21 protein-coding genes and 2 pseudogenes are annotated in these 23,955 nt (G+C 70.2%); 8 read left to right on the top strand and 15 right to left on the bottom strand.

All coding sequences use genetic code 11. The features are described 5' to 3' along the window. Positions 1-2 precede the first annotated feature (2 nt). Positions 3-1,649 (bottom strand): DUF4041 domain-containing protein, encoded by a 1,647-nt coding sequence (locus EDD92_RS04065; protein ID WP_260326304.1) that lies wholly within the window; start codon positions 1,647-1,649, stop codon positions 3-5. A 227-nt stretch (positions 1,650-1,876) separates the two neighbouring features. Between EDD92_RS04065 and EDD92_RS04060 the strand changes: the two genes are divergently transcribed. Then, positions 1,877-2,929, top strand: coding sequence for an aldo/keto reductase (locus EDD92_RS04060; RefSeq protein WP_123963032.1), 1,053 nt, complete (start codon positions 1,877-1,879; stop codon positions 2,927-2,929). A 92-nt stretch (positions 2,930-3,021) separates the two neighbouring features. Continuing rightward, positions 3,022-3,807, top strand: coding sequence for an alpha/beta fold hydrolase (locus EDD92_RS04055; RefSeq protein WP_260326303.1), 786 nt, complete (start codon positions 3,022-3,024; stop codon positions 3,805-3,807). A 15-nt stretch (positions 3,808-3,822) separates the two neighbouring features. On the opposite strand, the gene EDD92_RS04050 is transcribed toward EDD92_RS04055, so the two are convergent. The 3 genes from EDD92_RS04050 to EDD92_RS04040 all read right to left on the bottom strand — a co-directional run bounded on the left by EDD92_RS04050 (position 3,823) and on the right by EDD92_RS04040 (position 7,113). Continuing rightward, a complete protein-coding gene (locus EDD92_RS04050; RefSeq protein ID WP_123963030.1) occupies positions 3,823-4,953 on the bottom strand; it encodes a HAMP domain-containing sensor histidine kinase in 1,131 nt (376 codons plus the stop codon). After that, the gene (locus tag EDD92_RS04045) at positions 4,946-5,632 is read right to left on the bottom strand and encodes a response regulator transcription factor (RefSeq protein WP_123963029.1); all 687 of its coding nucleotides are present in this window, start codon (positions 5,630-5,632) and stop codon (positions 4,946-4,948) included. Before EDD92_RS04045 ends, EDD92_RS04050 begins: the two co-directional genes overlap by 8 nt. Positions 5,633-5,973: 341 nt before the next feature. After that, entirely contained in the window at positions 5,974-7,113 is a 1,140-nt protein-coding gene (locus tag EDD92_RS04040; RefSeq protein ID WP_123963028.1) for a CdaR family transcriptional regulator, read from the bottom strand. A gap of 87 nt (positions 7,114-7,200) precedes the next feature. Between EDD92_RS04040 and EDD92_RS04035 the strand changes: the two genes are divergently transcribed. Beyond that, on the top strand, positions 7,201-8,256 hold the full coding sequence (locus EDD92_RS04035) for a ferredoxin reductase (protein WP_123963027.1): 1,056 nt from the start codon (positions 7,201-7,203) through the stop codon (positions 8,254-8,256). Positions 8,257-8,263: 7 nt separating this feature from the next. Then, entirely contained in the window at positions 8,264-9,382 is a 1,119-nt protein-coding gene (locus EDD92_RS04030; RefSeq protein WP_123963026.1) for an acyl-CoA desaturase, read from the top strand. Positions 9,383-9,411: 29 nt separating this feature from the next. Here EDD92_RS04030 and EDD92_RS50855 read toward each other — a convergent pair. The 4 genes and pseudogenes from EDD92_RS50855 to EDD92_RS04010 all read right to left on the bottom strand — a co-directional run. Next, positions 9,412-9,663 (bottom strand): annotated as a pseudogene (locus EDD92_RS50855) (TetR/AcrR family transcriptional regulator); the annotation flags it as partial. A 223-nt stretch (positions 9,664-9,886) separates the two neighbouring features. Further along, positions 9,887-10,534 (bottom strand): response regulator transcription factor, encoded by a 648-nt coding sequence (locus EDD92_RS04020; RefSeq protein WP_123963025.1) that lies wholly within the window; start codon positions 10,532-10,534, stop codon positions 9,887-9,889. Then, positions 10,531-11,790 carry a sensor histidine kinase gene (locus EDD92_RS04015; RefSeq protein ID WP_260326302.1) on the bottom strand — a complete coding sequence of 420 codons (1,260 nt, stop codon included), beginning with the start codon at positions 11,788-11,790 and terminating at the stop codon, positions 10,531-10,533. Before EDD92_RS04015 ends, EDD92_RS04020 begins: the two co-directional genes overlap by 4 nt. A 130-nt stretch (positions 11,791-11,920) precedes the next feature. Beyond that, a complete protein-coding gene (locus EDD92_RS04010; RefSeq protein WP_123963023.1) occupies positions 11,921-13,060 on the bottom strand; it encodes an ABC transporter substrate-binding protein in 1,140 nt (379 codons plus the stop codon). A gap of 410 nt (positions 13,061-13,470) precedes the next feature. On the opposite strand from EDD92_RS04010, the gene EDD92_RS04005 reads away from it, so the two are divergent. Then, positions 13,471-14,883, top strand: a complete 1,413-nt coding sequence (locus EDD92_RS04005) for an alpha/beta hydrolase (protein ID WP_123963022.1) — start codon at positions 13,471-13,473, stop codon at positions 14,881-14,883. Between the two features lie 100 nt (positions 14,884-14,983). Here EDD92_RS04005 and EDD92_RS04000 read toward each other — a convergent pair whose 3' ends face one another. Beyond that, positions 14,984-16,129, bottom strand: a complete 1,146-nt coding sequence (locus EDD92_RS04000) for an RNA polymerase sigma factor (RefSeq protein ID WP_123963021.1) — start codon at positions 16,127-16,129, stop codon at positions 14,984-14,986. Next, positions 16,126-16,545: a YciI family protein gene (locus tag EDD92_RS03995; RefSeq protein ID WP_030926839.1), complete on the bottom strand. Its 420-nt coding sequence runs from the start codon at positions 16,543-16,545 to the stop codon at positions 16,126-16,128. The genes EDD92_RS04000 and EDD92_RS03995 overlap by 4 nt, the downstream gene beginning before the upstream one ends. Before the next feature lie 153 nt (positions 16,546-16,698). Between EDD92_RS03995 and EDD92_RS03990 the strand changes: the two genes are divergently transcribed. Next, the gene (locus EDD92_RS03990; protein WP_123963020.1) at positions 16,699-17,439 is read left to right on the top strand and encodes a VOC family protein; all 741 of its coding nucleotides are present in this window, start codon (positions 16,699-16,701) and stop codon (positions 17,437-17,439) included. Positions 17,440-17,522: 83 nt separating this feature from the next. Here EDD92_RS03990 and EDD92_RS03985 read toward each other — a convergent pair whose 3' ends face one another. From EDD92_RS03985 to rho, 3 genes and pseudogenes are all read right to left on the bottom strand, one after another. Further along, complete coding sequence (locus tag EDD92_RS03985) at positions 17,523-18,065, bottom strand: GNAT family N-acetyltransferase (protein ID WP_123963019.1); 543 nt, start codon at positions 18,063-18,065, stop codon at positions 17,523-17,525. Positions 18,066-18,202: 137 nt separating this feature from the next. Further along, positions 18,203-18,745, bottom strand: a pseudogene (locus EDD92_RS03980) (transcriptional regulator); the annotation flags it as partial. A gap of 267 nt (positions 18,746-19,012) precedes the next feature. Further along, positions 19,013-20,155, bottom strand: coding sequence for a transcription termination factor Rho (rho, locus tag EDD92_RS03975; RefSeq protein WP_123963018.1), 1,143 nt, complete (start codon positions 20,153-20,155; stop codon positions 19,013-19,015). 436 nt (positions 20,156-20,591) lie between these two features. Between rho and EDD92_RS03970 the strand changes: the two genes are divergently transcribed. Both EDD92_RS03970 and EDD92_RS49745 read left to right on the top strand, forming a co-directional pair. Beyond that, positions 20,592-21,512, top strand: a complete 921-nt coding sequence (locus tag EDD92_RS03970; RefSeq protein ID WP_123963017.1) for a zinc-binding dehydrogenase — start codon at positions 20,592-20,594, stop codon at positions 21,510-21,512. Between the two features lie 147 nt (positions 21,513-21,659). Next, the gene (locus EDD92_RS49745; protein WP_185123926.1) at positions 21,660-21,800 is read left to right on the top strand and encodes a hypothetical protein; all 141 of its coding nucleotides are present in this window, start codon (positions 21,660-21,662) and stop codon (positions 21,798-21,800) included. Between the two features lie 65 nt (positions 21,801-21,865). Here EDD92_RS49745 and EDD92_RS03965 read toward each other — a convergent pair whose 3' ends face one another. After that, positions 21,866-22,642, bottom strand: coding sequence for an NPP1 family protein (locus tag EDD92_RS03965; protein ID WP_123963016.1), 777 nt, complete (start codon positions 22,640-22,642; stop codon positions 21,866-21,868). 27 nt (positions 22,643-22,669) lie between these two features. Next, positions 22,670-23,815, bottom strand: coding sequence for a chitinase (locus EDD92_RS03960; protein WP_123963015.1), 1,146 nt, complete (start codon positions 23,813-23,815; stop codon positions 22,670-22,672). Positions 23,816-23,955: the final 140 nt, after the last annotated feature.

Genomic DNA, 23,955 nt, shown 5'->3' with positions numbered 1-23,955 from the left:
CATCACCCGGTCCGGGCTGCGGCTCCCGCTGCACCGGCCGCGAGCGCACCGCCTTCTGCCATGCGTTGGCCGGCCCGCCATTCCAACGCCTGGGGTTCCTCGGTGAATTCGATCAGATGCTGTCCGGCGAAACGCTGCAGCGCGTCCCGTACCTCGGCCGGGGTGGCATAGAAGAATTCCTTGCGGTTGTTCACTTGATTGACCCGCTGCGAAGCGAACTGCCGGTGCAGTTCCGTCTCCAGGCCGACCGCGTCCTTGCTGAAGATCAGCGCGTGGACGTCGAAGCGGAAGGGGACCGCGGCTCCACTCAACTCATAGATGCGTTCCAGCGGTTCGAGCCGACGCGTCATGCCGATCTTCACCATGCGATCGCCGAAGGCGCCGATGTTCGAGATGACGTACACATAGCCGGTGCGGACGTTGGCTGCGCGGGACTCTACGTCCTGCAGCGCGTTCTCGATCTCGGCCAGTTTGGCCTGCATCTCCGCGACGCCCGCCTCGTCACCGCGCTCGCGCAGACGGTCGAGCGCCGCCTGGTAGTGGCTGAGCTCTTTGTTGAGTTTCTCGCGCTGCCGGTCGAGCTCCCGCTGGACCGCGGCCTCCTCGCGTTCCCGGGCACGTGCCTCGCGCTGGGCCTCCTTCTCCTCGTCCTTCTTCTGGAGATAGTCGGCGGTGAGTTCCAACTCCCGTACCCGCGCGTTGTGGTATTCGTCCGTGATGCGGATGTGCATGGTGGCGCCGAGCCGGGCGATCGTCTCGCGGCTCTTGTAGAGCCGGTCGACCAGGGAGCTCAGCCGGTGCGGCCGCATCGACCGCACCGCATAGTCGGCCTCGGCGTTGTAGGCGCGCAGCATGAGCTTGGAGAAGTCGCGGACCATCTTCTGGCCCTCGCGCTTGGAGCCGTTGACGGTCCAGTCGGTGGCCGCGTGGACGGCCCGGCCCGCGCGGGCGAGCGTCTTGATCTCGTTCTGCAGGGAGTCGAGCCGGCTGCGGTAGGCGATCGCGTCCTGCAGCGCATGCCGGTACGCATAGATCCCGGCCTCCTGCAGCAGGGCGGTCTCGTCGGTGACGACGATCCGGGCCTGGAGTTCGGCCAGCCGCCGCTCAGTGTCGAAGACGTCCTTGCGGCGACGCTCGGCCTCCCTGCGTATCCGCTCGGTCTCCTTCGCCGTCCGGCGCGCGTCGTCGAGGATCTCTTTTGCCGTCTCGCGCGCGTCCCTCAGGATCCCGTCGGCCTCTTCGGCGGCTTCGGCCGCCGCCTTCTCGCGCAGCGCCGCTGCCTCCGCTTCGACCTGCCGTACGAGGCCGGCGACCCGCTCGGCATCCAGCCCCTGCGTCCTGGTGATCCACGCCCGCAGTTCTTCGGCCTCGGAGACGGCATCCGCACGCCGCCGCCCGAACAGCCCGCCCTTGCGCGGCGCCGGCACCGCCGTCGTGCTCCCAGCAACCGTCGCGTCCGGCACCGGGAAGGCTCCTGCGGTGGCGCCGGTGGCGATTGCATCGGCGGAGGGTTCGGCCTCCGGAACCCACAACTGCCATCCCGCCGGCAGCGGAGGCCACGACGGATCGGGCCGCCAGTCCGGTGGCGGCATCCATCCCGCAGGCGGCACGGGCCAACCCGGCGGCGGATTGAAGCGATATGCAGTCATTCCCCATCCCCCCTTGCCCCTGGAGCGTCCCCAGCACCCAGGCCGCCGGACAAGTCCGGCAAAAAACGGAGAGCGACATTCTGTTCTTGATCCGTCACCGGGGGCACCCGCATATTCCACCTCGTGACCCGTTTGTGACCATCGGTCAGGTCGCCCTTGCGGTCAAGTGCACTCCAAGTCCTAGAGTCACGCTTCCGACCCGCCCCCGCCTGCGACGGAGCATCCCCATGCGCTATCGAGTCCTCGGCAAGACCGGCATCGAGGTCAGCACCCACTGCCTCGGCACGATGATGTTCGGTGCCGTCGGCAATCCCGACCACGAGGACGGCGCCCGCATCATCCATGCGGCGCTCGACGCCGGCATCAACTTCGTGGACACCGCCGACATGTACTCGGCCGGCGAATGCGAGGAGATCGTCGGCAAGGCTCTCAAGGGCAGACGCGACGACGTCGTGCTCGCCACGAAGGTGCACTTTCCCCTCGGGGAGGGACGCAACCGCAGCGGCAATTCGCGCCGCTGGATCCTCAATGCCGTCGAGGACAGCCTGCGGCGCCTGGACACCGACTGGATCGACCTCTACCAGGTGCACCGCCCCGACCACACCACCGACATCGAGGAGACGCTGTCCGTCCTCACCGATCTGGTGAGGGCGGGCAAGATCCGGACATTCGGCTGCTCCACGTTCCCGGCCGAGGACCTCGTCGAGGCCGATCATGTGGCGGAGCGGCGCGGGCTGATGCGGATGCGTACGGAGCAGCCGCCGTACTCGCTCCTCGCGCGCGGCATCGAACGGGCCGTGCTGCCCACCGCGCAGCGCCTGGGCATGGGCGTGCTGACCTGGTCGCCGCTGGCCTCGGGATTCCTGTCCGGCGCCTACCGCGCGGGCCGCCCCGTCGACCTCACGACCGGTCGCGCCAGACTGACCCCGCACCGCTTCGACCCCGACGCCCCGGGCAACCCGGCGAAGTTCGCCGCCGTCGAGCAACTCGTCGCCCTCGCCGAGGAGATGGGCCGCACCCTGCCGGAACTGGCCGTGGCCTTCCCGCTGGTTCATCCAGCCGTCACGTCGGTGATCATCGGTCCGCGCACCATGGACCAGCTCACCTCGCTGCTCGAGGGGGCCGACCTGCTGCTCGACGACGCGGTCCTCGACCGTATCGACGAGATCGTGGCGCCCGGCACCGATCTCTACAAGGCCGACGGCGTGTGGCAGCCGCCGTCGCTCACCGAGAGCGCGCTGCGCAGGCGCCCGGCCGGGGAGCGGGCGGCCGCGGACTGAGCCTGTCGTCCGAGGGCCGGAGCATGCCTTTGTCTGGACGGCTCCTGAGTGCATGCAGTCGTCCCGTACGCCACCTACCTGGAGGGTCGGGCGTGATCGACCTCGGACGCATCCACCTGTTCTGCATGAGCCTGGGGCCCGTTGCCGCCCCCGCCCTGCTGCTGGTGCACGGCTGGGGCGGCGGCGGCCGGGAGTGGTCGGTCCATGCCGAGACGCTGGCCGACCGCTTCCGTGTGATCGTCCCCGATCTGCGCGGCCACGGCCGCTCCGAGGTGCCGGAACAGGGCAACACACCGCGGGAGATGGCGGACGACCTGGCCGCCCTCGTCGAGGCCCTCGGTAACGGCCCGGTGATGGCCGTCGGCCACTCCATGGGCGGACAGGTGGTCAACCTGCTCGCCGTACGGCACCCGCAACTGGTCCGGTCGGTCGGCGCATTCGACCCCGCGCACGGCGCGCACGGCGTCGAAGTGGACGAGATCCCGGGGCGGTCGGCCGCCTACCGGGAGCAGGGCGCCCGGGCGGCCGCGGACTTCGTCGCCGCAGCGTTCTCTGCGCAGGCGCCGCCCGGGCTGCGCACCGCCCGCCTCCGCACCCTGCTCGGCACCCCGGACCACGTCATCGCCCAGGCGTACGCGGGCATGTACACCGACCCCGGCGCCGTCGGCATCCGCGCGCACAGCGAGGCGTACCTGCGTCGGCGACCGCATCCGGCCCTGACGGTGTGGACCTCGGCGGAGGCCGCCGACTGGGAGCGAAACACCCTGCATGTGCCCGGTTCGCGTGTGGATCACTGGCCCGGCGTCGGGCACTACCTCCACGAGGAATGTCCCGAGCGCGCCACGCGGCTCATCGGGGAGTGGTCGGGCACTGCATGACCGCCGCGCAGCGATCTAGTGGGCCCCGCCCGGGGACGATGACTGCGGCGTGCCGGGAAGCCGAATCGTGACGACGAGGCCGCCGCTGGGGCGGGGTGTGAGCTTGAGGGTTCCGTCGTGTGCCCGCACGATGCTGTGCACGATGGCCAGGCCGAGGCCGACGCCGGCATGCTCGTCGGTGCGCACGCGTTCCGTTCCGCGCTGGAAGGGTTCGGTGAGGGTCGGTACCAGCTCCGGCGGGAGCGCAGGGCCCGAGTTCTCGACCCGTAGCACGCTCGCGTCCTGCTGCGGTTCGGTGTGGACCGTCACGGTGCCCCCGGCGGGGAGGTTGTGGACGATGGCGTTCTGGACGAGGTTCGTCACCATCCGCAGGAGGAGCGCCGCGGAGCCGACGGTCTGCGTCGCCTCGCCGGTGACGTCGAGCGTGATCCCGCGCCTTTCGGCGAGAGGAAGCAGTGTTTCTGCGGCTTCTTCGGCCATGAGGGAGAGATCGACGGGCTCGCGGGTGAAGCTTTTGCCGTCGGCGCGGCTGAGCAGCAGGAGTGACTCGGTGAGGTTGATGGCCCGCGAGTTGACGGTGTGGAGGCGCTCGATCAGTTCGCCCTGGTCCCGCGTGGGGTCGTTGCGGGCGGCGTCGAGGAGTGTCTGGGAGATCGCCAGCGGGGTGCGCAGTTCGTGGGAGGCGTTCGCGGCGAACCTCTGCTGCTCGCCGACGTGGGACTCGAGTTGTTCGAGCATGGTGTCGAACGCGTCGGCGAGCTCGCGGAACTCGTCTTCGCGGCCTTCCATGTGGATCCGGTGGGACAGCGATCCGCTCGCGGCCATCCGTGCCGCGTCCGCGATCCGTGTCAGTGGTACGAGCATCCGGCCGGCGAGGATCCATCCTCCCAGGAGACCGAAGACGAGGAGGAAGGCCAGTGCCGCGGCCGCGGCGGGGACGAAGCCGCGCAGGGCATCGGAGCGGTCGAAGCCGGTGATGATCACGGCGCCGACTTTGTGCTGGATGGCTTTGGGGTCGTCGGTCCGGAGCCAGCGCAGCACGAAAACCCACACCACGGCCAGCAGGAGAGCACCGGCGAAGAGGAGGAATCCGGCGTAGCTGAGGGTCAGTTTCAGTCGGGCGCTGAGCCCTGGGCGTCTATTCATGAGGGCCGCCCGGGTGGGTGGCGGTGTCGATGCGGTAGCCGACGCCCGGCACCGTGGCGATGAGCCATGGTTCGCCAAGTCGTTTGCGCAGGGCGGAGACGGTGATGCGGACGGCGTTGGTGAAGGGGTCGGCGTTGTTGTCCCAGGCCCGCTCGAGTAGCTCTTCGGCGCTGACGACACCGCCTTCGGCGGCGACGAGGACCTCGAGCACGGCGAACTGTTTGCGGGTGAGCGCGACGTAGCGTCCGTCGCGGAAGACCTCCCGGCGGAAGGGGTCCAGGCGCAGGCCCGCGATCTCGCGGACCGGGGGCCGGGCGTGCGCGCGTCTGCGGTCGAGCGCCCGCAGCCGCATGACGAGCTCCCGCAGCTCGAACGGCTTGGTGAGGTAGTCGTCGGCGCCGAGCGCGAACCCGGAAGCCTTGTCGTCGATCCGGTCGGCAGCGGTGAGCATGAGGATCGGGATACCGCTGCCGGAAGCGACGATGCGCCGGGCGACCTCGTCACCGGACGGGCCCGGGATGTCCCGGTCGAGCACCGCGAGGTCGTAGGAGTTGACGCTGAGCAGCTCCAGGGCGGAGTCTCCGTCGCCGGCGATGTCGGCGGCGATGGCCTCCAGCCGCAGACCGTCACGGACGGCTTCGGCCAGGTAGGGCTCGTCCTCCACGATCAGCACACGCATGTGCGCAGCCTAAGCAGCGCAACATATCGCCCACGTATGCAAAGACGTGCCCACACGGGTCAAGCGTCCCGGCCCGCGGGCGCCGGCGCGGGGCCAGCCCGGTCCGACGGAGCTTCTGTCATGGCGCCACGGCACGGACGCCGACGCCGACAGCACGCCGTCGGCCGGCTGGCACCCGCACCCCCGCATCAAGGAACCGGCGCAAGCCGGCAGTAGCCGGGACCGACGGCTACAGCAGGACCTGTAGGGCACCGAAAGGCAGTAACAGCGTGGGGGCACCGAGGACGAGGCACGATTCCTGGACCGCTCGCGGACGCGTTCCTGGACGGTCGAAGTACGCGTCAGCCGACCTGGAGACCGACCGCCAGCGTCAGTTCAAGGACCCGGTGCGGCGATGCGAGATCCGGAAACAGCTCCCGCAGCTGCGACATCCGGTAGCGGACGGTCTGGGGATGGACGAACAACGCCGCCGCCACCTCGTCCCGCCTGCCCTGGTGCAGCAGCCACGCCCGCAACGTCTCCTCCAGCCGCCGCGCGGTCGCGACAGGCAAGGTCCGCAACGGTGCCAGGGCTCGGGCACGCAGGTCTGCGAACGCGTCCACGTCGGCGCTGAGCACCAGCTCGGGCAGATGGTCCTCGGTGTCGCGGATATCGCAGGAGAGGGAGCGCGCGCGTACGGCTCGTGCGTACGAGGCGGACGCACGAGTCCATGGCCGGGCCGGGCCGACCACGGCGGTGCGGTCGGTCAGCTGCCGCAGGAGATGTGATCGGTCGGCATCGGGGACGAGCAGCACACCGGTGGCGTCCGGCAGATCGTCGAGGACGAGGGTGCTCGGGTCGAGCGCACGGTAGGCAGGCCGGGCCTGGGCGGCGGGCAGCAGGACCGCGGTCAGCGAAACCGGAGGCTGCCACCCGGCCCGTTGCGTAGAGGCCAGCAGCACGTCCGGGCTCGCGCCGGCGAGGAGGTCGCGGGCCAGCTGTTCCAGGTGGCGCTCCTGGGCCCGGCCCTGGGCGGCCAGTTCGTCGGCGTGGCCCGCGGCGCTCGCGGCGGAGAGCTCGTCGATGTAGGCGAAGGTCAGCTCGGCGAACTTGGCGACCTCGGCGGCGGGCAGACCTGCGGGTACGGCACCCGCTGCCAGGCATCGCCAGGCCACGCGGGCGCCGACGCGGTAGGCGCTGAGCAGGGCGTCCATCGAACGGCCGTCGCGCACCTCGCCGCGGCCCAGCTCGTAGGCTGCGTCACCGGCGTCGCCGCCTGTGGCGTTCCCGCTCGCGAGGTCCAGGTAGTGCCCCAGGGCGGTGCGGACGGCTCGGCGGATGGTGGCGCCCATGTGGCCCGACAGGGCGTTGGCGTAGGGAGGGACCTCGTCGATGATCGCCTGGACGACCTCGTCGGCGGTGGTCTTCAGCGCGGCCCGCAGTGCGGTGACCGTCGTCTCGTCCAGGGTCAGTTCGCTGGCCCTTCGGATTGCATGGCTCATGTTTTTGTTCCCTGCGAACAATTCAGCCGACCAGATTCACATCCTGCGGTCAGGACTTTACGCCTCGAGGCACAGCAAGCTGGAGTCATGACGAGTGCAGCCCTCCGCAGCAGGGCGTGGAAAGTGCTGGAGATGGTCACGACGCCGCTGCTGCCGTCGGACTACCTCGACCTGATCAGCCCGCTGCGTGCGGGCGCTGACCTGCGGGGGCGCATCGAGGCCGTGCACCCCGAGACGGCTGACGCCGCGACCATCGTGATCAGGCCGGGACGGGGCTGGCGCGGCCACACGGCCGGTCAGTACGTGCGGATCGGGGTCGACGTCGACGGGGTGCGCCTGTGGCGTGCGTACTCGCTCACCTCACCGGCCAACCGCCAGGATGGCCGCGTCACGATCACCGTGAAGGCGATCCCGGACGGCAAGGTCAGCAACCACCTGGTCCGCAGGGCGAAACCGGGCACGCTGATCCAGCTCGACCAGGCGACCGGTGACTTCGTGCTGCCGCAGGCCAAGCCCGCCAAGGTGCTCTACCTGACGGCCGGCAGCGGCATCACGCCCGTCATGGGCATGCTGCGCGACACCGAGTTCAACGACGTCGTCATGGTCCACTGCGCGCCACGGCCGCAAGACGTGATCTTCCGCAACGAGCTGCACGACCTGGTCGCGGACAAGAAGCTGCAGCTCACCGAGGTGCACACCGACACCGACGGCATGCTCGACATCGCCCGTCTCGACGAACTCGTGCCCGACTGGGCCGAGCGCGAGACCTGGGCCTGCGGGCCCGCGGGCCTGCTCGACGCCGCCGAAAAGCACTGGAACGAGCACGGCATCCCAGAGCGCCTGCACACCGAACGCTTCCGCCCCAGCATCGTCGTCGCCGGCGACGGCGGCGAGGTCACATTCAGCGCCACCGGCAAGACAGTCGACGCGGACGGCGCCACGCCGTTGCTGGACGTCGGCGAGGAGGCCGGTGTGCTCATGCCCTCCGGGTGCCGTATGGGCATCTGCTTCGGCTGCGTCTCGCCGCTCAAGGCGGGCGCCGTCCGCGATCTGCGCACCGGCGAGATCACCGAGGCCGAGCCGGGCGTCCTCATCCAGACCTGCGTGTCCGCCGCGGCGGGCCCCTGCGACATCGAACGGTAGGAGCACCTTGACCGCCATCGACCCCACCGCCCACCTGACCGCGGAGCAGATCGAGGAGCTCGGCCGCGAGCTGGACGCGATCCGCGACGAGGTGATCGCCGGCCGCGGCGAGAAAGACGCCGCCTACATCCGTAAGGTCATCTCGGCGCAGCGCAAGCTCGAGCTGGTCAGCAGGGGCGTGCTGCTGTTCTCGATCTTCCCGCCCGCGTGGCTGATCGGCACCGCCGGTCTGTCCGTGGCGAAGATCATGGACAACATGGAGATCGGCCACAACATCCTGCACGGCCAGTGGGACTGGATGCGGGACCCGAAGATCCACTCCACCACCTGGGAGTGGGATCACGTCTCGCCGGCCGAGCAGTGGAAGCACTCGCACAACGAGCTGCACCATACGTACACCAACGTGATCGGCAAGGACAACGACCTCGGCTACGGCATCATGCGCGTCGACGAGGACCAGAAGTGGCACCCGTTCCACCTGGGCCAGCCGCTGTGGAACTTCATCAACGCCTGCTTCTTCGAGTACGGCATCGCAGCGTACGACCTGGAGCTCGGCAAGAACCTGCACAAGCGCCGCCGCAAGAACCCGGAGTTCCGCGCCCGGGCCAAGGAGGTGGGCCGCAAGATCCGCAAGCAGGTGCTCAAGGACTACGTGATCCACCCGCTGCTGTCGGGCCCGTCGTTCCTCCCCACGCTCGCCGCCACGTTCACCGCGAACCTGGTCCGCAACATCTGGTCCCACTCGGTGATCATGTGCGGGCACTTCCCCGAGGGCGTGCAGGTCTTCGAGCGCCGGTCGATCAAGGGCGAGACGCGCGGCCAGTGGTACCTGCGCCAGATGATGGGCTCGGCGAACATCAGCGGCAGCAAGGCCATGCACTTCATGACCGGCAACCTGTCGCACCAGATCGAGCACCACCTCTTCCCGGACCTGCCGAGCAACCGGTACGCCGAGGTCGCGGTGAAGGTGCGCGCGTTGTTCGAGAAGTACGAGCTGGAGTACGTCACCGGGTCGCTGCCCAAGCAGGTGTTCTCCGCGTGGCACAAGGTCTTCCGGCTCTCGCTGCCGAACAAGAAGCCCAAGGTCAAAACGCCGGCCCGCGAGCAGGAGCTCGTCGCGGCCTGATTCCCGGTATCGGTTCAGATCTGGCGCTGGGCCCCATCGAAGACGAGGCTGAACTGCCGGGCCAGCAGGTCGCGATCGCCCGCGCGGCCTCTGGCGGCCCCGGCGCGGAAGAAGCCCGCTGGATCCTCCTCGACCCGGTGGTCCACTCGGCCCGCTGGACGGCTCGGATACTTGAGCTCGATGAGCACAGCAAGGTACTGGCAGCCCTGGAACTCGGGCGCGCCCGCCTGCAACTCGACCTGCTCGAAGACGTGCAGAATCCGCTCCCGTGGCGAGCGTCCGCCGCGGGAACTGGATCGCCCAGTTCAAGCCGTGTTCACAAATCCTTTGTGGGAGGCCGGGGTCAGACCGACCTGCGTGTCCACAGAGCCAGATCGCTGCTCGTCGCAACGGCAATGGTCTGACCGGAGGGAGAAAAGCCGGCGGCTCGGAACTCGGAGTAGTCGGCGTGGATCGAACACCGTGCGGGTCACGGCGAGGATGCGTTCACGGTTGTCCCGGGCGTCAGGTGAGTTCCAGCAGGCCCCGGCGGACGGCCTCGGCGACCGCAGCCGCCCTGTTGTCGACGCCGAGCTTCCGGTAGATGCGCACCAGGTGTGTTTTGACGGTCGCCTCTGCCAGGTACAGAGCATCCGCGATGGAGCGGTTGCTGTACCCGTCGGCCATCAACCGGACGACCTCTCTCTCCCGATGCGTCAACTCCGGCGCGGGGCTGACAACCTGCCCCACGAGGTCGCCGACCACCTCCGGCGCGAGGCCCAGACCGCCCTCGGCGGCGCTGCGCACGGCCCGGAACAGGTCCTCGGGCGGACCCGCCTTGAGGACGTAGCCGCGCGCGCCGGCCTCCAACGCGCGCACGACGTCGGCCCGTCCGGAATAACTCGTCAGCATCACCACAGGCATGCCCGGAGCCTCGTCGGCCAGCCGGCGGATCGCCTCGACCCCGTCGATGCCAGAGATCGTCCCAGCGAACCGCAGGTCCATCAGCACCACATCGGGTACCAGCTCGAGGGCCAGCCGCACGGCTTCCTCCCCGCTGCCTGCCTCCGCGACCACGTCAAGATCGGATGCGCCCTCCAGCAGGGCCCGCAGCCCGGCCCGTACGACCGGATGGTCATCGGCGATCAGAACGCGCCGTGCTGCGCCGGTCATCGGGCCATCGCCACCGACAGTGGCACCTGCGGGCCGGGCCGCGACGGGTGGAAGGGGACGCTGGCCCGAATCCGCGTGCCCCGCCCCGGGGTGCTGTCGACAGCCAGGTCGCCGCCCTCTTGGCGCAGCCGCTCCCGGGCCGAGGGCAGACCGAACCCCCGGCCCGACCGGACCGACCCGCCGAGGCAGGCGGGATCGAAGCCGACACCGTCGTCGCACACCTCCAGCTCGACCCGGTCCGCGAGATGGCGCAGCGTCACCGACACGCTGGACGCTTGGGCGTGCTCGCGGACGTTCGCCAGCGTGCTCTGCGCCACCCGGAAGAAGGTGGTGGCGGCCTGTTCGTCCAGACCGAGGGCCGGGGTTCCCACCGTGTGGAACCGCACGGGCCCGGCCCCGCCCAGCTGCTGGGCCCGGGCACACAGCAACCGGAGGGAAGCCGCCAGGCCGTCTTCGGTGACCGTGGGCGGGGCAAGGTCCTGGATGATCCGCCGGGTTTCGGCGAGCCCCGCGTCCAGGCCGTCGGCGACGGCGCGCACGCGGGCCCGGGCGACCTCGGGCCGTTCCTCCCAGTCCCGCTCGGCCGCCTGCAGCAGCATCAGGCTCCCGGACAGTTCCTGGGCGAGCGTGTCGTGCAGGTCCCGTGCGATGCGCGCGCGTTCCTCGAGCGCACCGCTGCGGTGCCGCTCGTCCGCCAGTACGTCCCGCGTACTGCGCAGTTCCTCGACCAGCCGCTGACGCTGCGCGACGTTCCGCTGCTGTGTGCGGTACAGAGCCGCCGTGCCCCAGACGGCCGCCACCGGGATCAGCACCATCTCCGGGTCGAACCCGCCAGCGGTCCGGGTCAGCTGACCGGCGAGCAGGGCCGTGATGGCGGCCAGTGCCACACCGGCGGCACGGTCCCCGAGCGTGTACAGGGCCACGCACGCCAGCGGCACGGCGCACCAGACGTAGGCACCGGTCAGGGGTGGCGGGGTGAGCATGACGAGGATCGTCCACAGCAGGAGGAGGACGGCGACCCAGGCGTACCGGGCGCGCCGGTCCAGCCTGGGACGCAGCGCCAGCCCGGCCGCGTAGGTCACGGCCAGCAGCCCGCTGACGGTCACGATGTCCCAGCACAGCGAGATGTTCAGCCGGGCAAGACGGACCAGCGCGGCGCCGACCACGAGGAAGAACAACAGGTGCGGTATCTGCCTCGGAGCGAACCGTCTGCGGCCGGACGCCATGGAAGCGCGGACGGGGCCGGGGTCGGACACGACAAACCCCCTGGATGAAAGATCCATTGGGACAGGGGTTCGAGTCTATCCACGGTCTGTATGGCTCATGTGAAGAGCGGGGCTTCGCTTCCGCCCGCGAGGCGTACGGAGACGGCAGCCCCGCCGGCGGTCAGGCTCCCGGGTGCAGGCCGAGCCAGCCCGGTGTGGGGTCGCCCTTGACCTCGCCGAAGTACAGCGCGAACGTCTGCTTCCAGCGCTCGACCTCGGCGCGGTCCGCCATGAAGCGGGGGAAGCCGTCCACGTGCGCGTTGGGGTATTCCCAGATCTGCTTCAGACCGGCCGGGGGAGTGACGTCGGTACGTACCGACCAGCCGTTGAAGGACCCCTGCTGGTGCTCCTTGGACAACTGCCAGTTGAGGAACAGCTTGGCGGCCGTGGAGTTCCTGGCCTGCTCGAGGATCGCCGTCCGCTGGCCCCAGGCCATGAAGGGGTGCTGTGCGTCGATCACGAACTTCACCGGGGACGACCCGGCTGCCGACCCCGCGGTGCCGATGCCGATCGGCTTCTGGCCGCCGAAGACCGCGTCACCGGGGGAGTTGCTGCCGCGCGCGAACTGCACGTCCTGCGCGGCGAGTTCGGCCACCCACTCCCATCCGTACTTCTGGGCATACAGCGTGTAGAGGTACAGGACGGCGTCGTCGTCGTGCGGGTACGACGAGGCGATCCGGCCCTTCCACTTCGGGTCGATCAGGTCGCGCGGGGTGAGCTCGACGTCCGAGCCGAGCGCCGCTGTGCTGTACAGGAAGCTGAAGGCGATCGCACCCGTGGCAACCCAGGCGCCCTGCGGGTCCTTGAACTTGTCGTAGACCTTGGAGAACCCGGCGGGCTTGTAGTGCAGCAGGCGCCCCTGCTGCTTCCAGCGGTCGAAGTCCTGGAGGGTCTGGAACTGCACCACGTCCGGAACGAGGGTGCCGGTGGCGAACTGGTTGTCCACCCGCACGTCGTGGTACTTGCTGTAGTCGACGATCAGCGTCAGGTCGATGTCCGGGAAGCGGTCCTTGAAGGCGGCCTTGGTGCCGTCCTGCTGAGTCGGTGTGTCACCGCCGGCATAGACGACGAGCTTCCCGCCCTCTGCCAGAGCGGCCCGGTAGAGCTCGTCGAGCGACCTCGTCTCCTCCCGCCGGGACGATCGCCCCGACGCAGCGGGGGAGGCCGACGCCGGAAGCGCCGAGGCTCCGAAGGCACCGGCGCCGAGGGCGGCACCGGCACCCACGGCGAGGACACGTCGTCTGCTGGGGAAACTGGGCATGCCAGGAGACCTCTCTCAGGGGGTGGCGTAAAGGGCCCGGTGCGCGCCACGAGCCGTCGTCATTCTTGTGCGGCCCGACGAGGCTTCGCGTCGTCCGTGTGGACCGATGAGCTCTCTCAGAGATGGAAGCTGCGTTCAATCGATCGGTTGAACGCAGCTTCCAAGCCCAGCGGTTGCCGTGCCGTTGAGCGGGTCGGATCAGGGGCGCCTCGGGGCCGGGCCAGGTCGGGCCCGGTGGCGGGTGGACCGTGAGGGCTTGAGCAGGGTCTTGAATGTCCCCCAAAGGTTGTGCACTCTCTTGACGGCAGTAATAAAAGGGCCCTGCATTCCTCGACGCGTTCGCTCAGTGCGCTGAGCATCTGCTCCGGCCCCGCCCCGCACGCCCGCATCCGCCCTCAAGGAGCCGCACCATGCCTGCCGGAACCCGCACCCGCATTCCCCGCACTCGTCTGCGCATCGCCCTGACCGCCCTGGTCACGCTGGCCTCCGCGGCGCTCACCACCCTCCCGTCACCGGCCGCCCAGGCGGACACCCCGGCCACGACCCATCTCACCGGCATCCTCGCCGACGGTGCCACCTGGATCGCGGACGTACCCGAGCGCTGGAACGGCACGCTGCTGCTGTTCAGCCACGGCTTCGGCCCCACCGTCGCCAGGGACGCCCCCACCGACGCCGTACGCACCGAGCTGCTCGCCCAGGGCTACGCGATGGCCGGTTCGTCGTACGACCCCCACGGCTCGATGTGGGCCCTGAACAGCGCCGAACGCGACCAGTTCGCCACGCTCGGCGCCGTCACCGCGAAGATCGGAGCGCCGCGGCGCACCCTGGCCATCGGCCAGTCCATGGGCGGTCTCGTCAATGCGCAGCTCGCCCGCGACGGCGGCGGGCGCATCGACGGTGCGCTCGGCCAGTGCGGTCTGGTCGCGGGCGGCACGGATCTGGACAACTACCAACTGGACGCCGAGTACACCATTGCCCGCCTGCTGCTGCCTGAACAGGACGTGAAGCTGGTGCGGTTCGGCACCTCCGCCGAGGCGTCCGCCACCGCCGACCTGCTCACCAAGGCGGTCACCGCCGCGCAGTCCACCCCGCAGGGCCGGGCCCGGGTCGCGCTGGCCGCCGCCTTCCTCAACCTGCCGGCCTGGTCGCCGGGAAAGGACCGGCCCGCCGCGACCGACTGGGCGGGTCAGGAGGAGCAGCAGTACGACTGGTTCGCGCAGGGCATCCTGTCGTTCGTCGAGGGCGGCCGGTACGCCGTCGAGCAGTCCGTCGGCGGCAACAACTCCTGGAACCGCGGCGTGGATTACGCCCGTCTGCTGGCCGGCTCGGAACACGCCTCTCAGGTGCGTGCCCTCTACCGGGCAGCCGGTCTCGACCTGCGTGCCGAACTGCGCACGCTGACCGACGGCGCCACCATCACCGCCGACCCTGCCGCTGTCAGCACCGCGCAGCGGACGTCCTCCGCGGGCCAGGGACTTCAGGTGCCCTTGCTCGACGTGCACACCACCGCCGACAACCTGGTCCCGGTGCAGCAGGAGAACCGCTTCGCCGCCCGCGTGCGTGCCTCCGGCGACGGCGCGCTGCTGCGGCAGGCGTACGTCGAGCGGCAGGGCCACTGCACGTTCACCACCGCCGAGACCGTGGCCGCCCTGCATGCTCTCGAACACCGCGTCACCACCGGTCGTTGGGACGACGCGGCGACCCCGGCAGCGCTCCAGCGGTCCGCCACGGCGCTCGGTCTGGACGGGGCGGCATACGCCCCGTACCGCCCGGCCCGGCTGACGGTCGGCCGCGACCGCCCGTCGTACCCCACCGACCACTGACGTCGGGACCGCTCATGACGCTCGGGGCACGGCCGTGCCCCGAGCGACGCGCCGTGCCGAAATCCCTCGCACACGCGCCGGGAACCCCGGAAGCGAGCGGTCAGAGTCGTAGGCGGGCGTTGAGGCGGGCGGCCTGGCGGGTCAGATGGTCGCGTTCGGCGAGGTTGGATGCCTTGTGGGCCGCCTCGGCGTACAGCCGTGCCGCCGTCGCCAGGTCGCCGTCGCGCTCGTGGAGGTAGGCCGCCACCGCGGCGTGGCGGGGCAGCGCGGCGTCCAGCTCCGCCAGCGCGGCCAGGCCTGCGCGCGGGCCGTCGGCCTCGCCGACGGCCACCGCTCGGTTGAGACGGACGACGGGACTGTCGGTCAGGGCCGTGAGCTCGTCGTACCACTCGACGATCTGCACCCAGTCGGTCTCCTCGGCGGCGGGCGCATCCGCGTGGAGGGCCGCGATGGCGGCCTGGGCCTGATACGGGCCCAGCCGGTCGCGGGCGAGGGCGGCCTGCAGGATTGCCACGCCCTCGGCGATCATTTTCGTGTCCCACCGGTTACGGTCCTGCTCGGCGAGCGGCACCAGGCTGCCGTCGGGCGCGGTCCGGGCGCCGCGCCGGGCGTGGTGGAGCAGCATGAGAGCGAGCAGCCCGGCCACCTCCGGATGGTCCACCCGGGCCCTGAGCTGCCGGGTGAGCCGGATGGCCTCGGCGGCGAGGTCGACGTCGCCGGAGTAGCCCTCGTTGAAGACGAGGTAGAGGACGCGCAGCACGGTGGTCACGTCGCCAGGCCGGTCGAAGCGCACGCCGGAGACGGTGCGCTTGGCCCGGCTGATCCGCTGCGCCATGGTCGCCTCGGGCACCAGGTAGGCCTCGGCGATCTGGCGGGTGGTGAGCCCGCCGACGGCGCGGAGCGTGAGCGCGACCGCCGACGACGGTGTGAGCGAGGGATGGGCGCACAGGAAGTAGAGCTGGAGCGTGTCGTCCACCGCGGGCGCCGGCCCGGGCACCGGCTCCTCCTCGACGCGGTCCTCACGCCGGCGGCGGGCGGCGTCTGCGCGCGTGGCGTCGAGGAACTTGCGCCAGGCCACGGTGACCAGCCAGCCCTTGGCATCCCGCGGCGGATCGGCCGGCCACACGCGCAGTGCCTCGACGAGCGCGTCCTGTACGGCGTCCTCGGCCGCCGCGAAGTCGGCTCCGCGGCGGACGAGGACGCTGAGCACACTCGGCGTGAGGCTCCTGAGCAGGACCTCGTTCATCGATGAGGGCACTCCGTGGTGCTCGGGTTCGCGGCCAGGAACGGGCGCACCTCCAGCCACTCGTGGATCGGCTTGCCGCCCGCCCCAGGGGCGGCCGACAGCTCCCCGGCCAGCTCCACGGCGCGCTCGTAGCTGTCGACGTCGATCACCATCCACCCGGCGATCAGGTCCTTGGTCTCCGCGAACGGTCCGTCGGTGACCGGCGGGCGCCCCTCACCGTCGTAGCGGACCCACGCTCCCTCGGGGGCGAGCGCCTGGCCGCCGACGAACTCGCCGGTCTTCTCCAGCCGGGCCGCGAAGTCGTTCATGTACTGCAGATGCGCCGAGATCTCCTCCGGGGTCCACTGGTCCATCGGCACGTCGTTCACCGCAGCCGGGGCTCCGCGGTAGTGCTTCAGCAGCAGGTACTTGGCCATCGTGAATCTCCTCGGTGCTCGTGCGACCCATTGTGGTCGCGTTCACCCCGGGGACGGAGCCCGGCACGGGTTCTCGACACCGCCGTCCAATCTTTTTTCTGGCGGGTGGACAGTCCGCCCGGCGTGGCAGAGCGGATGCCCAGGATCGCCGGCATGGCACTGCGACCTGTTCAGGTGAACATCAAGGCTGTCGACGCCCCGGCGGTCGGCCGGTCCTGGGCGGAGGCGCTCGGCTGGAGTGCCTACAGCCCCGGCGTGACCACCTACGTCGGACCCGCCGGCGCCCTCGTCTGGCCGCACCCGGTCGCCGTCGGCATCGACGTCGTTCCTGTCCCGGAACCCAAGACGGCAACGAAGAACCGTGTACACCTCGACCTCGCCACCACGTCCACGGCCCATCGGGCGGAGCTGGCCGCGCGCCTGACGGCCCTCGGTGCGACGGACGCCCACGTGGGCCAGGGCCAGCTCCCGTGGACGGTCCTCGCCGACCCGGAGGGAAACGAGTTCTCCGTGCTGGAACCCCTGGACACTTACCGCGACACGGGGCCGATCGCCGCGGTGGTGGTCGACTGCGCGGACCCGCGGGCCATGGCCCGGTTCTGGGCTGAGGTGTTGGACTGGACCCTGCACGAGGTGAGCGACGACCATGCGTCGTTGCGCTCCGCCGAGGGTGTCGGCCCGTTTCTCGAGTTCCTCCGCACGCCCGACGTGAAAACCGTGCCGGACCGCGTCCACCTCGACCTGCTGCCATACGCCGGTGACGACAAGTCAGCGGAGGTGGCCCGGCTGCGGACCCTCGGCGCCACCGACCTCGACGTCGGCCAGGGTGACGTCCCGTGGACGTGCCTGGCCGACCCGGAGGGCCACGAGTTCTGCGTCCTCGCCCTGTCCTGACGCTGAGCCCTGACGACAGGCTGAGCCCTGACGACAGGGTGTGTGCAGCTCGTGGTCGGCCCTTGCCGTTGGGCGGTGGCGGTCTAGCTCGTCGGGCCGGGCTTCCAGTCCTGGACGAGAAGCCCGAGCAGCACCTCGTCCAGGAACTCGCCCATCACCCAGGCCGAGGAGCGCAGGACGCCCTCGCGGACGAAGCCGTTGCGCTCGGCCGAGCGCAGCATCGCGGCGTTGTCCGACAGCGTCTCGATCTGCAGTCGCTGCAGGCTACGCACGACGAAACCGTAGTGGCACAGCACCGCGACCACGTCGGTGCCGTAGCCCTTGCCGCGGGAGCACGGCAGCAGGCCCAGCCCGATGTGTGCGGACCGGTTGTGGTTGTCGATGCCCCACAGCGTCGCCGTGCCGACCAGGGCGTAACCCTCCAGCTCCACCACGGAGAACTGGACGCTTCCCTCATTCGTGTCGTCCACGAAGAGCCGCGGGTCCTTCGAACCGGGCGTGATCGGCCGCCACGGCCCGCTTTCGGCCCGCGAGGCGTTGACCACGTCGTCGTAGAGTTCGGCCCGCAGTATCGGGATGTCGTCCTCGTGCCGGGCCCTGAGCCCGACTTTGCTCCCTCTAAGCACGCAAGCTTCCTATCCGACCGGGCCGACCGGCGGCAAACCAATTACAGATCGCCTCAGTTGGTGGGGAGCGGTGAAGGTGCTCATGGGCCTTCTCCCCGCCGCCCGGCGAGCGGTTGCCATCGCGAACTCTGCCATGGTCAGCCGAGGGCCGAGGAGGGCGACAGGTCCTGGTCGGCGGCCCAGGAGGCGAGGATGCGCAGCCGCTCGTGGGTGGGGGAGCCGGGGGCTGCGGTCCACATGGTCAGGTGCTGGTCGGGGTCGGTGTTGGCGGTTTAGGTGTCCCAGTCCAGGACGAGTTCGCCGACGACCGGATGGTGGAGGGTCTTCGTGCTCACGGTGCGGGCGGCGACCTTGTGGTCTCCCCACCACTTGGCGAACTGCTCGTCGCGCGTGCACAGTTCAGCGACCAGCTCGATCAGACGCGGGTCTTCCGGGTACTTGGCGGCCTCCATGCGCAGCTGCGCCACGGAGATCTGCGAGGTCTCCCAGTCGGCGTACAAGGTGCGCATCGCCGGCTCGGTGAACTGGATGCGCGGGTAGTTGCGGTGCTTTTCCGGGATGCGGGAGAAATCGATGACGAGAGCGGCGGACAGCGCATTCCAGGCCAGGATGTCCCCCCGCCCGCCCTGCACGATGGCCGGGGTGGCGGTTAGGTCGTCCAGGACGCGCTGCAGCTGCGGCGGCCCTGGCCTCCCCGCTCGGCCTCACCGGCCCGCCCCTGGTCGGCACCACCCCGCGCGTCCCCCGCATCGTGGCCCGGCGCACCGCCCCAGCCCCGGCGCGGCCTGAGGAATCCGCCCAGGCCCCGGCACAGCGCTGAACCGGTCCCACAGGAGGAGACAGCCCGGCAAACGGAGAGCAGAAGACCAGCAGACTGCCAGACTTCCGCCGCACCACGTGGACCTCGTCGGTGCCGGTGGGCGTGAGCCGTCGTCGCTGGGGCCGTGTCAGTCGGCAGGCAGCGTCGGCTGGATGCGGCGCAGGAACGTCGCGTTGTCGGGGGTGTCCCGCATGCGCTCCAGCAGGGTTTCCAGGCCGGCCTGGCCGTCGCGGGTCTGCAGGGCGCGGCGCAGGCCGCGCATGGCGGTCAACTCGGCCGGGGGCAGCAGGAGTTCCTCGCGGCGGGTGCCGGACGGGTTGATGTCGACGGCCGGGAAGACGCGGCGCGCGGCGAGGTCGCGGCTGAGGCGGAGCTCCATGTTGCCGGTGCTCTTGAGCTCCTCGAAGAAGTAGTCGTCGGCGCGGGAGCCGGTCTCGACCAGCGCGGTGGCGAGGATCGTGAGTGAGCCGCCCTCTTCGGCCAGCCTGGCGGCGCCGAAGAACCGCTTGGGTCCGAGCAGCGCGGTCGCGTCGACGCCGCCGGTGAGTGTGCGGCCACCGGCGGCGGCCGCGTTGTTGTGCGCCCGGCACAGCCGGGTCAGTGAGTCGAGCAGGATGACGACGTCCTCGCCGGCTTCGACGAGGCGCTTGGCCCGCTCCACGACGAGCTCGGCCAGGGCGATGTGCTGCTTGGCCGGTCGGTCGAAGGTCGAGGCGTACACCTCGCCGCGCACGGAGCGCCGCATGTCGGTGACTTCCTCGGGGCGTTCGTCGAGCAGCACCACCATCAGGCGGCACTCGGGGTGGTTGCCGGCGACGGCGGCCGCGATCTGCTGAAGCAGCACCGTCTTGCCGGTTTTGGGCGGGGCAACGAGCAGGCCGCGCTGGCCCTTGCCGACGGGCGCGATCAGGTCGGCGACGCGCCCGGTCAGGCCGGCCGCGGGGTGTTCCAGGCGGAGCCGGTCGCGCGGATGCAGCGGTGTGAGGTCGCGGAAGTGAGGGCGGCCGCGCAGTTCGTCGGGCGTGCGCCCGTCGACCCGTACGACCTCGGTCAGGGCGCGTCGGCCGTCGCGTACGCCTTCGACGAAGTCGCCCTTGCGCAGGCCGTGACGGCGGATCAGCGCGGGCGAGACCGAGACGTCGGACGGCGAGGCCAGCAGGCCGGCGGCGCGCAGGTGCCCCTTCCCGCCCGCATCGATGTCGAGGACACCGGTGGCTACCTGGGTCGTGGGCTCCTGCTTGACAGGGGGGTGTTCGAGAGTGGTGGTCATGGGGATCGGTCCTTTCGAGGACGGATGGCATGAGACATGCGGAAGGAAGGGGTGGGAGGCCGCGGAACGGAGGCGGACAAAGCGCCTTCGGCGGCGGGAACAGCACCTCGGAGAGGGCACAGCCGTGCCGGTCGCGAGGCGGTGCTGGAAAGCCGGTGCGCCGACCGCGGACGGTGGGCGATACGGCGAACTGAAGAGGAACTGGCACCGGCGCCCTCAAGGGGGGCGTACACAAGTGCTGATTGGACGGTACCACAGCATGTACGGCGCCAAACCACTCTTCTGCAGCGGCCAACGCGGTGATGGCCTCGCTTATTCCGCGCTTCCGGCGGAACTCGACGAGATGCAGTCGGCCGCCGTCCTGCGCAGGCGGGAAGAACTCCGGATCGGTCACAGTTGGCGTGGGACGAGTGTCCGACGATGAGAAGGGCAAGTCATGCGCGCACTGATCGTGGACCCCGAGGCACCCGGACGGCTGCGCCTGGGGGAGGCCCCTGACCCGCGACCCGCACCGGGCCAGGTCCTCGTCGAGGTCCGGCACACCTCGCTGAACGCGGCCGAGCTGTGGTTCGCGCAGCAGGCGGCGCCGGGCGAGGTGATCGGCTTCGATGCGGCCGGCGTCGTAGTGGGCGCCGCGGCGGACGGCACCGGGCCGGCGCCCGGCAGCCGGGTCGTGGGATTCGCGGAGGGCGGCGGATTCGGGGCACTGCGGGCGATGGACGTGGCCGATGTCGCCGTCGTTCCGGCTGGCGTCGACCTCGGCGAGGCCGCCGCGCTGCCGGTCGCCGCGGGCACCGCGCTGCGGGCGCTCGACCAGGCGGGGGCGGTGCTGGGCCGCCGGGTACTGGTGACCGGGGCCTCCGGCGGGGTGGGCGGGTTCGCGGTCCAGTTCGCGAGGCTGGGCGGGGCGCAGGTCGTCGCGGTGGCCGGTTCCGAGGACGGGCGGCGGTGGGTTGCCGAGCTCGGGGCGGACGAGGTGGTGGGCGCGGCCGGTGAGGTGACCGGGCCGGTCGACGTGGTCATCGACACCGTGGGCGGTGACCAACTGTCCGCCGCCTACGGCCTGTTGGCGTCGGGCGGCAGCGTACAGAGCATCGGCTGGGCCTCCGGGCGGGAGGCCGTGCTGCCCGTCGGGTCGACGCTCGGCAGCCCGGCGCCCAAGACGATCGTGTCGGTCTACAACGGCGGCGGACTCACCGACCGGCAGGCGCAGTTGGAGCGGCTGCTGACCCTGGTCGCCGCCGGGAAACTGCGCGTGCCGGTCGGCTGGCGGGGCCCCTGGGACAAGATCGCGGATGCCGTGGAGGCACTCGGCAGCCGCAGTCTGCGCGGGAAGGCGATCCTCGACATCTTGTGAGTTCCGTCCGTCCCGCATACCAGCCGTACGAAGCCGTACGAACCCCCGATGGCCCTTCACTGACCTGTTTCTTGTTCCGGCACAGGCCCCTAGCTACGCTGCCACCACCGCACGTCGGCGGGCATGGGACAAGGGGCTTGGGCAATCATGGGTCGACTGGCCGGCGTGGTGATCTGCGGCTGCGCCTCCCTGCCGGCCGCCCTGGTCACGCTCCTGCTGGTTCGCAGGAACACCGGACGCCCGGCGGTGGGCGCGGGCGAGCCGACGGTGCGGACAGCGTCGGCATGACGGGCATGGTGGGGGAGAGGCCGGGATCCGTGACCCCGCCGATTCTCGTGAACGGGACTTGTCGCTCAGGCGTTGGGGTCGAACGGGATCCCGGCAGGCATGGAATGCGCAAGGGCGTAGGAGAAATCAGCGTCCTTGATCTTGATCGTGGCGGCTCCGAAGTCGGCGCTCAGGAGCTTGTCGCGGAAGCCGTCGGGATAGCCGTTCCAGCCGACCAGACGGGGGTAGAACCAGCCGCCGGTGGCGTTCTCCGGCGGCTCGTCGTTGGTGTTGGCGAAGCGGAAGCAGTGCGTCGAGACGCCGTCCTTGTGGTAGACGATCTTCGGGTGGGTGCCGTCGAAGCGAACGGATGAGCGGGCGGCCACCTGGTAACCGCTGTGCTGCGACACCGACACGTACTGGACCTCGTTGTTGCTGATCCACACCACGACGTGCTCCCAGTCGTGCCTGTGCCCGATGGCGGCCGGCCCCAGGGTGGCCTGGTCCTTCTCGAAGTAGCTGGCGTACATCACGGCGCACCAGCCGTTGTTGCACTTCTCGCGTGAGTAGGTGTTGGCGTTGGCCAGCTGGGCCATGTCGTGGCAGTGGCCGTTGACGTCACCGCCCAGCTTCAGCCCGGCGTTGACGGTGCCGTCGGCGCCGATGGCGGCCGTGGCGTAACACCCGTCGCCGTCGTAGTCGTAGGCCGGGGAGAAGGTCTGCTCCAGGCCGTCGGCGTTCTGCGGCAGCAGTTGCAGGACGTTCGCGTGGGCACTCGCCGGGATCGCCACGACGAGTGTCAGCGCGCCGAGAGTGCCGACGACGGCCTTCGTGAGGTCCTTGAGTGAGGTCGACTTGCCCATGGCAGCTCCTGGTTGGACGGTTTCGCGTCAGCAGTAGAGGTTGTTGCCGGGGGCGACGCCGAGGGCGGCGGTGATGCGTTGGTAGGCGTCGACGCGGCTTTGGACCTGGGCGGGGTTTTTGCCGTCACATTCCAGGGAGCCGTTGATGGAGCGGATGGTCTGGCCGAAGCCGGCGCCGTCGACCATGGCGTTGTGGGGGGTCATGGTGCCGGGGCCGGACTGGGTGTTCCAGTACCACAGGCCGGTCTTCCAGGCCACGGAGGCGTCGTTCTGCACCAGGTAGGGGTTGTCGAGGAGGTCGATGCCGAGGGCGTCGCCGGCGGCCTTGTAGTTGAAGTTCCAGGACAGCTGGAGGGGGCCGCGGCCGTAGTAGGCGGCCTGGCCGGCCGGGCAGCCGTAGGGCCGGCTCCAGTCGCAGTAGGTGGGGTAGTTGGCGGTGTTCTGCTCGACGACGTAGACCAGGCCGCCGGTCTCGTGGCTGACGTTGGCCAGGAAGGCGGCGGCCTCCTGCTTCTTGACGGTGTCGCTGCCGGTGGTGGCGAAGCCTGGGTAGGCGGCCAGCGCGGCGGTCAGTCCGCTGTAGGTGTAGAACGAATTCCGGTTCGGGAACATCTGGTTGAACTGCGACTCGCTCACCACGAAGCCTGACGGTGTGCCTCCGCCACCGCCGCTCGCGGGAGCGTTCCACTTCTGGTTCGCGGCACCCGAACAGGTCCAGATCTGCAGACGAGTGCCGTTGGCGCTGTTGTTGTCCCGCACGTCCAGGCACTTGTTCGCGGCCGGGTTCACGATGTCGTGCGCGCCGGTGACCACCCACTGCTGGTTGGCGCCGCCCGAGCAGTCCCAGAGCTGGACGGCGGCCCCGTCGGCGGTGCTCCGGTCGACCACGTCGAGGCACTTGCCGAGCGCCCGCAGGGTGCCGTCGCCCGGGTCGGACCAGAGTTGGGCGTTGGTGCCGTTGCAGTCGTAGAGCTGGACGGCGGTTCCGTTGGCGCTGTTGGCTCCCGCTACGTCGACGCACTTTCCAGCGAGGCCCGTGATCTGGCCGTCCGCCGCCGAGGCGGGCGTGACGTTCAGCAAGGCGGTGAGGAGGGCGGCGAGCACGGCCGCAAGGGTGAGGCGCTGGACGGTGGCATGTCTGTGACGGAACCAACGGGGGTGGGGGGTGGCCATGGTGGACCTCGCTCCTTGGCAGGTGCTGCGGAAGGGGAGAGTGATGCGAGCTGGTCCAGACCATGACAGGGTGGATGATGGCCGTCAATACTTAAGGAAAGAGGTGAAGTTGATGGCTGAAACCCTGGGTCTCATCGTGA

Source organism: Streptomyces sp. TLI_185 (assembly GCF_003814765.1).
Taxonomy (GTDB): domain Bacteria; phylum Actinomycetota; class Actinomycetes; order Streptomycetales; family Streptomycetaceae; genus Streptomyces.
Note: the sequence above shows the minus strand (reverse complement) of the source record. Positions and strands in the feature narration are given on the sequence as shown.

Bases quoted from the DNA above. Each gene is read 5' to 3' on its own strand.
- EDD92_RS04065 (WP_260326304.1), bottom strand. From the start codon at position 1,649: ATGACTGCATATCGCTTCAATCCGCCGCCGGGTTGGCCCGTGCCGCCT.
- EDD92_RS04060 (WP_123963032.1), top strand. From the start codon at position 1,877: ATGCGCTATCGAGTCCTCGGCAAGACCGGCATCGAGGTCAGCACCCAC.
- EDD92_RS04050 (WP_123963030.1), bottom strand. From the start codon at position 4,953: ATGAATAGACGCCCAGGGCTCAGCGCCCGACTGAAACTGACCCTCAGC.
- EDD92_RS04045 (WP_123963029.1), bottom strand. From the start codon at position 5,632: ATGCGTGTGCTGATCGTGGAGGACGAGCCCTACCTGGCCGAAGCCGTC.
- EDD92_RS04040 (WP_123963028.1), bottom strand. From the start codon at position 7,113: ATGAGCCATGCAATCCGAAGGGCCAGCGAACTGACCCTGGACGAGACG.
- EDD92_RS04035 (WP_123963027.1), top strand. From the start codon at position 7,201: ATGACGAGTGCAGCCCTCCGCAGCAGGGCGTGGAAAGTGCTGGAGATG.
- EDD92_RS04020 (WP_123963025.1), bottom strand. From the start codon at position 10,534: ATGACCGGCGCAGCACGGCGCGTTCTGATCGCCGATGACCATCCGGTC.
- EDD92_RS04010 (WP_123963023.1), bottom strand. From the start codon at position 13,060: ATGCCCAGTTTCCCCAGCAGACGACGTGTCCTCGCCGTGGGTGCCGGT.
- EDD92_RS04005 (WP_123963022.1), top strand. From the start codon at position 13,471: ATGCCTGCCGGAACCCGCACCCGCATTCCCCGCACTCGTCTGCGCATC.
- EDD92_RS04000 (WP_123963021.1), bottom strand. From the start codon at position 16,129: ATGAACGAGGTCCTGCTCAGGAGCCTCACGCCGAGTGTGCTCAGCGTC.
- EDD92_RS03995 (WP_030926839.1), bottom strand. From the start codon at position 16,545: ATGGCCAAGTACCTGCTGCTGAAGCACTACCGCGGAGCCCCGGCTGCG.
- EDD92_RS03990 (WP_123963020.1), top strand. From the start codon at position 16,699: ATGGCACTGCGACCTGTTCAGGTGAACATCAAGGCTGTCGACGCCCCG.
- rho (WP_123963018.1), bottom strand. From the start codon at position 20,155: ATGACCACCACTCTCGAACACCCCCCTGTCAAGCAGGAGCCCACGACC.
- EDD92_RS03970 (WP_123963017.1), top strand. From the start codon at position 20,592: ATGCGCGCACTGATCGTGGACCCCGAGGCACCCGGACGGCTGCGCCTG.
- EDD92_RS49745 (WP_185123926.1), top strand. From the start codon at position 21,660: ATGGGTCGACTGGCCGGCGTGGTGATCTGCGGCTGCGCCTCCCTGCCG.
- EDD92_RS03965 (WP_123963016.1), bottom strand. From the start codon at position 22,642: ATGGGCAAGTCGACCTCACTCAAGGACCTCACGAAGGCCGTCGTCGGC.
- EDD92_RS03960 (WP_123963015.1), bottom strand. From the start codon at position 23,815: ATGGCCACCCCCCACCCCCGTTGGTTCCGTCACAGACATGCCACCGTC.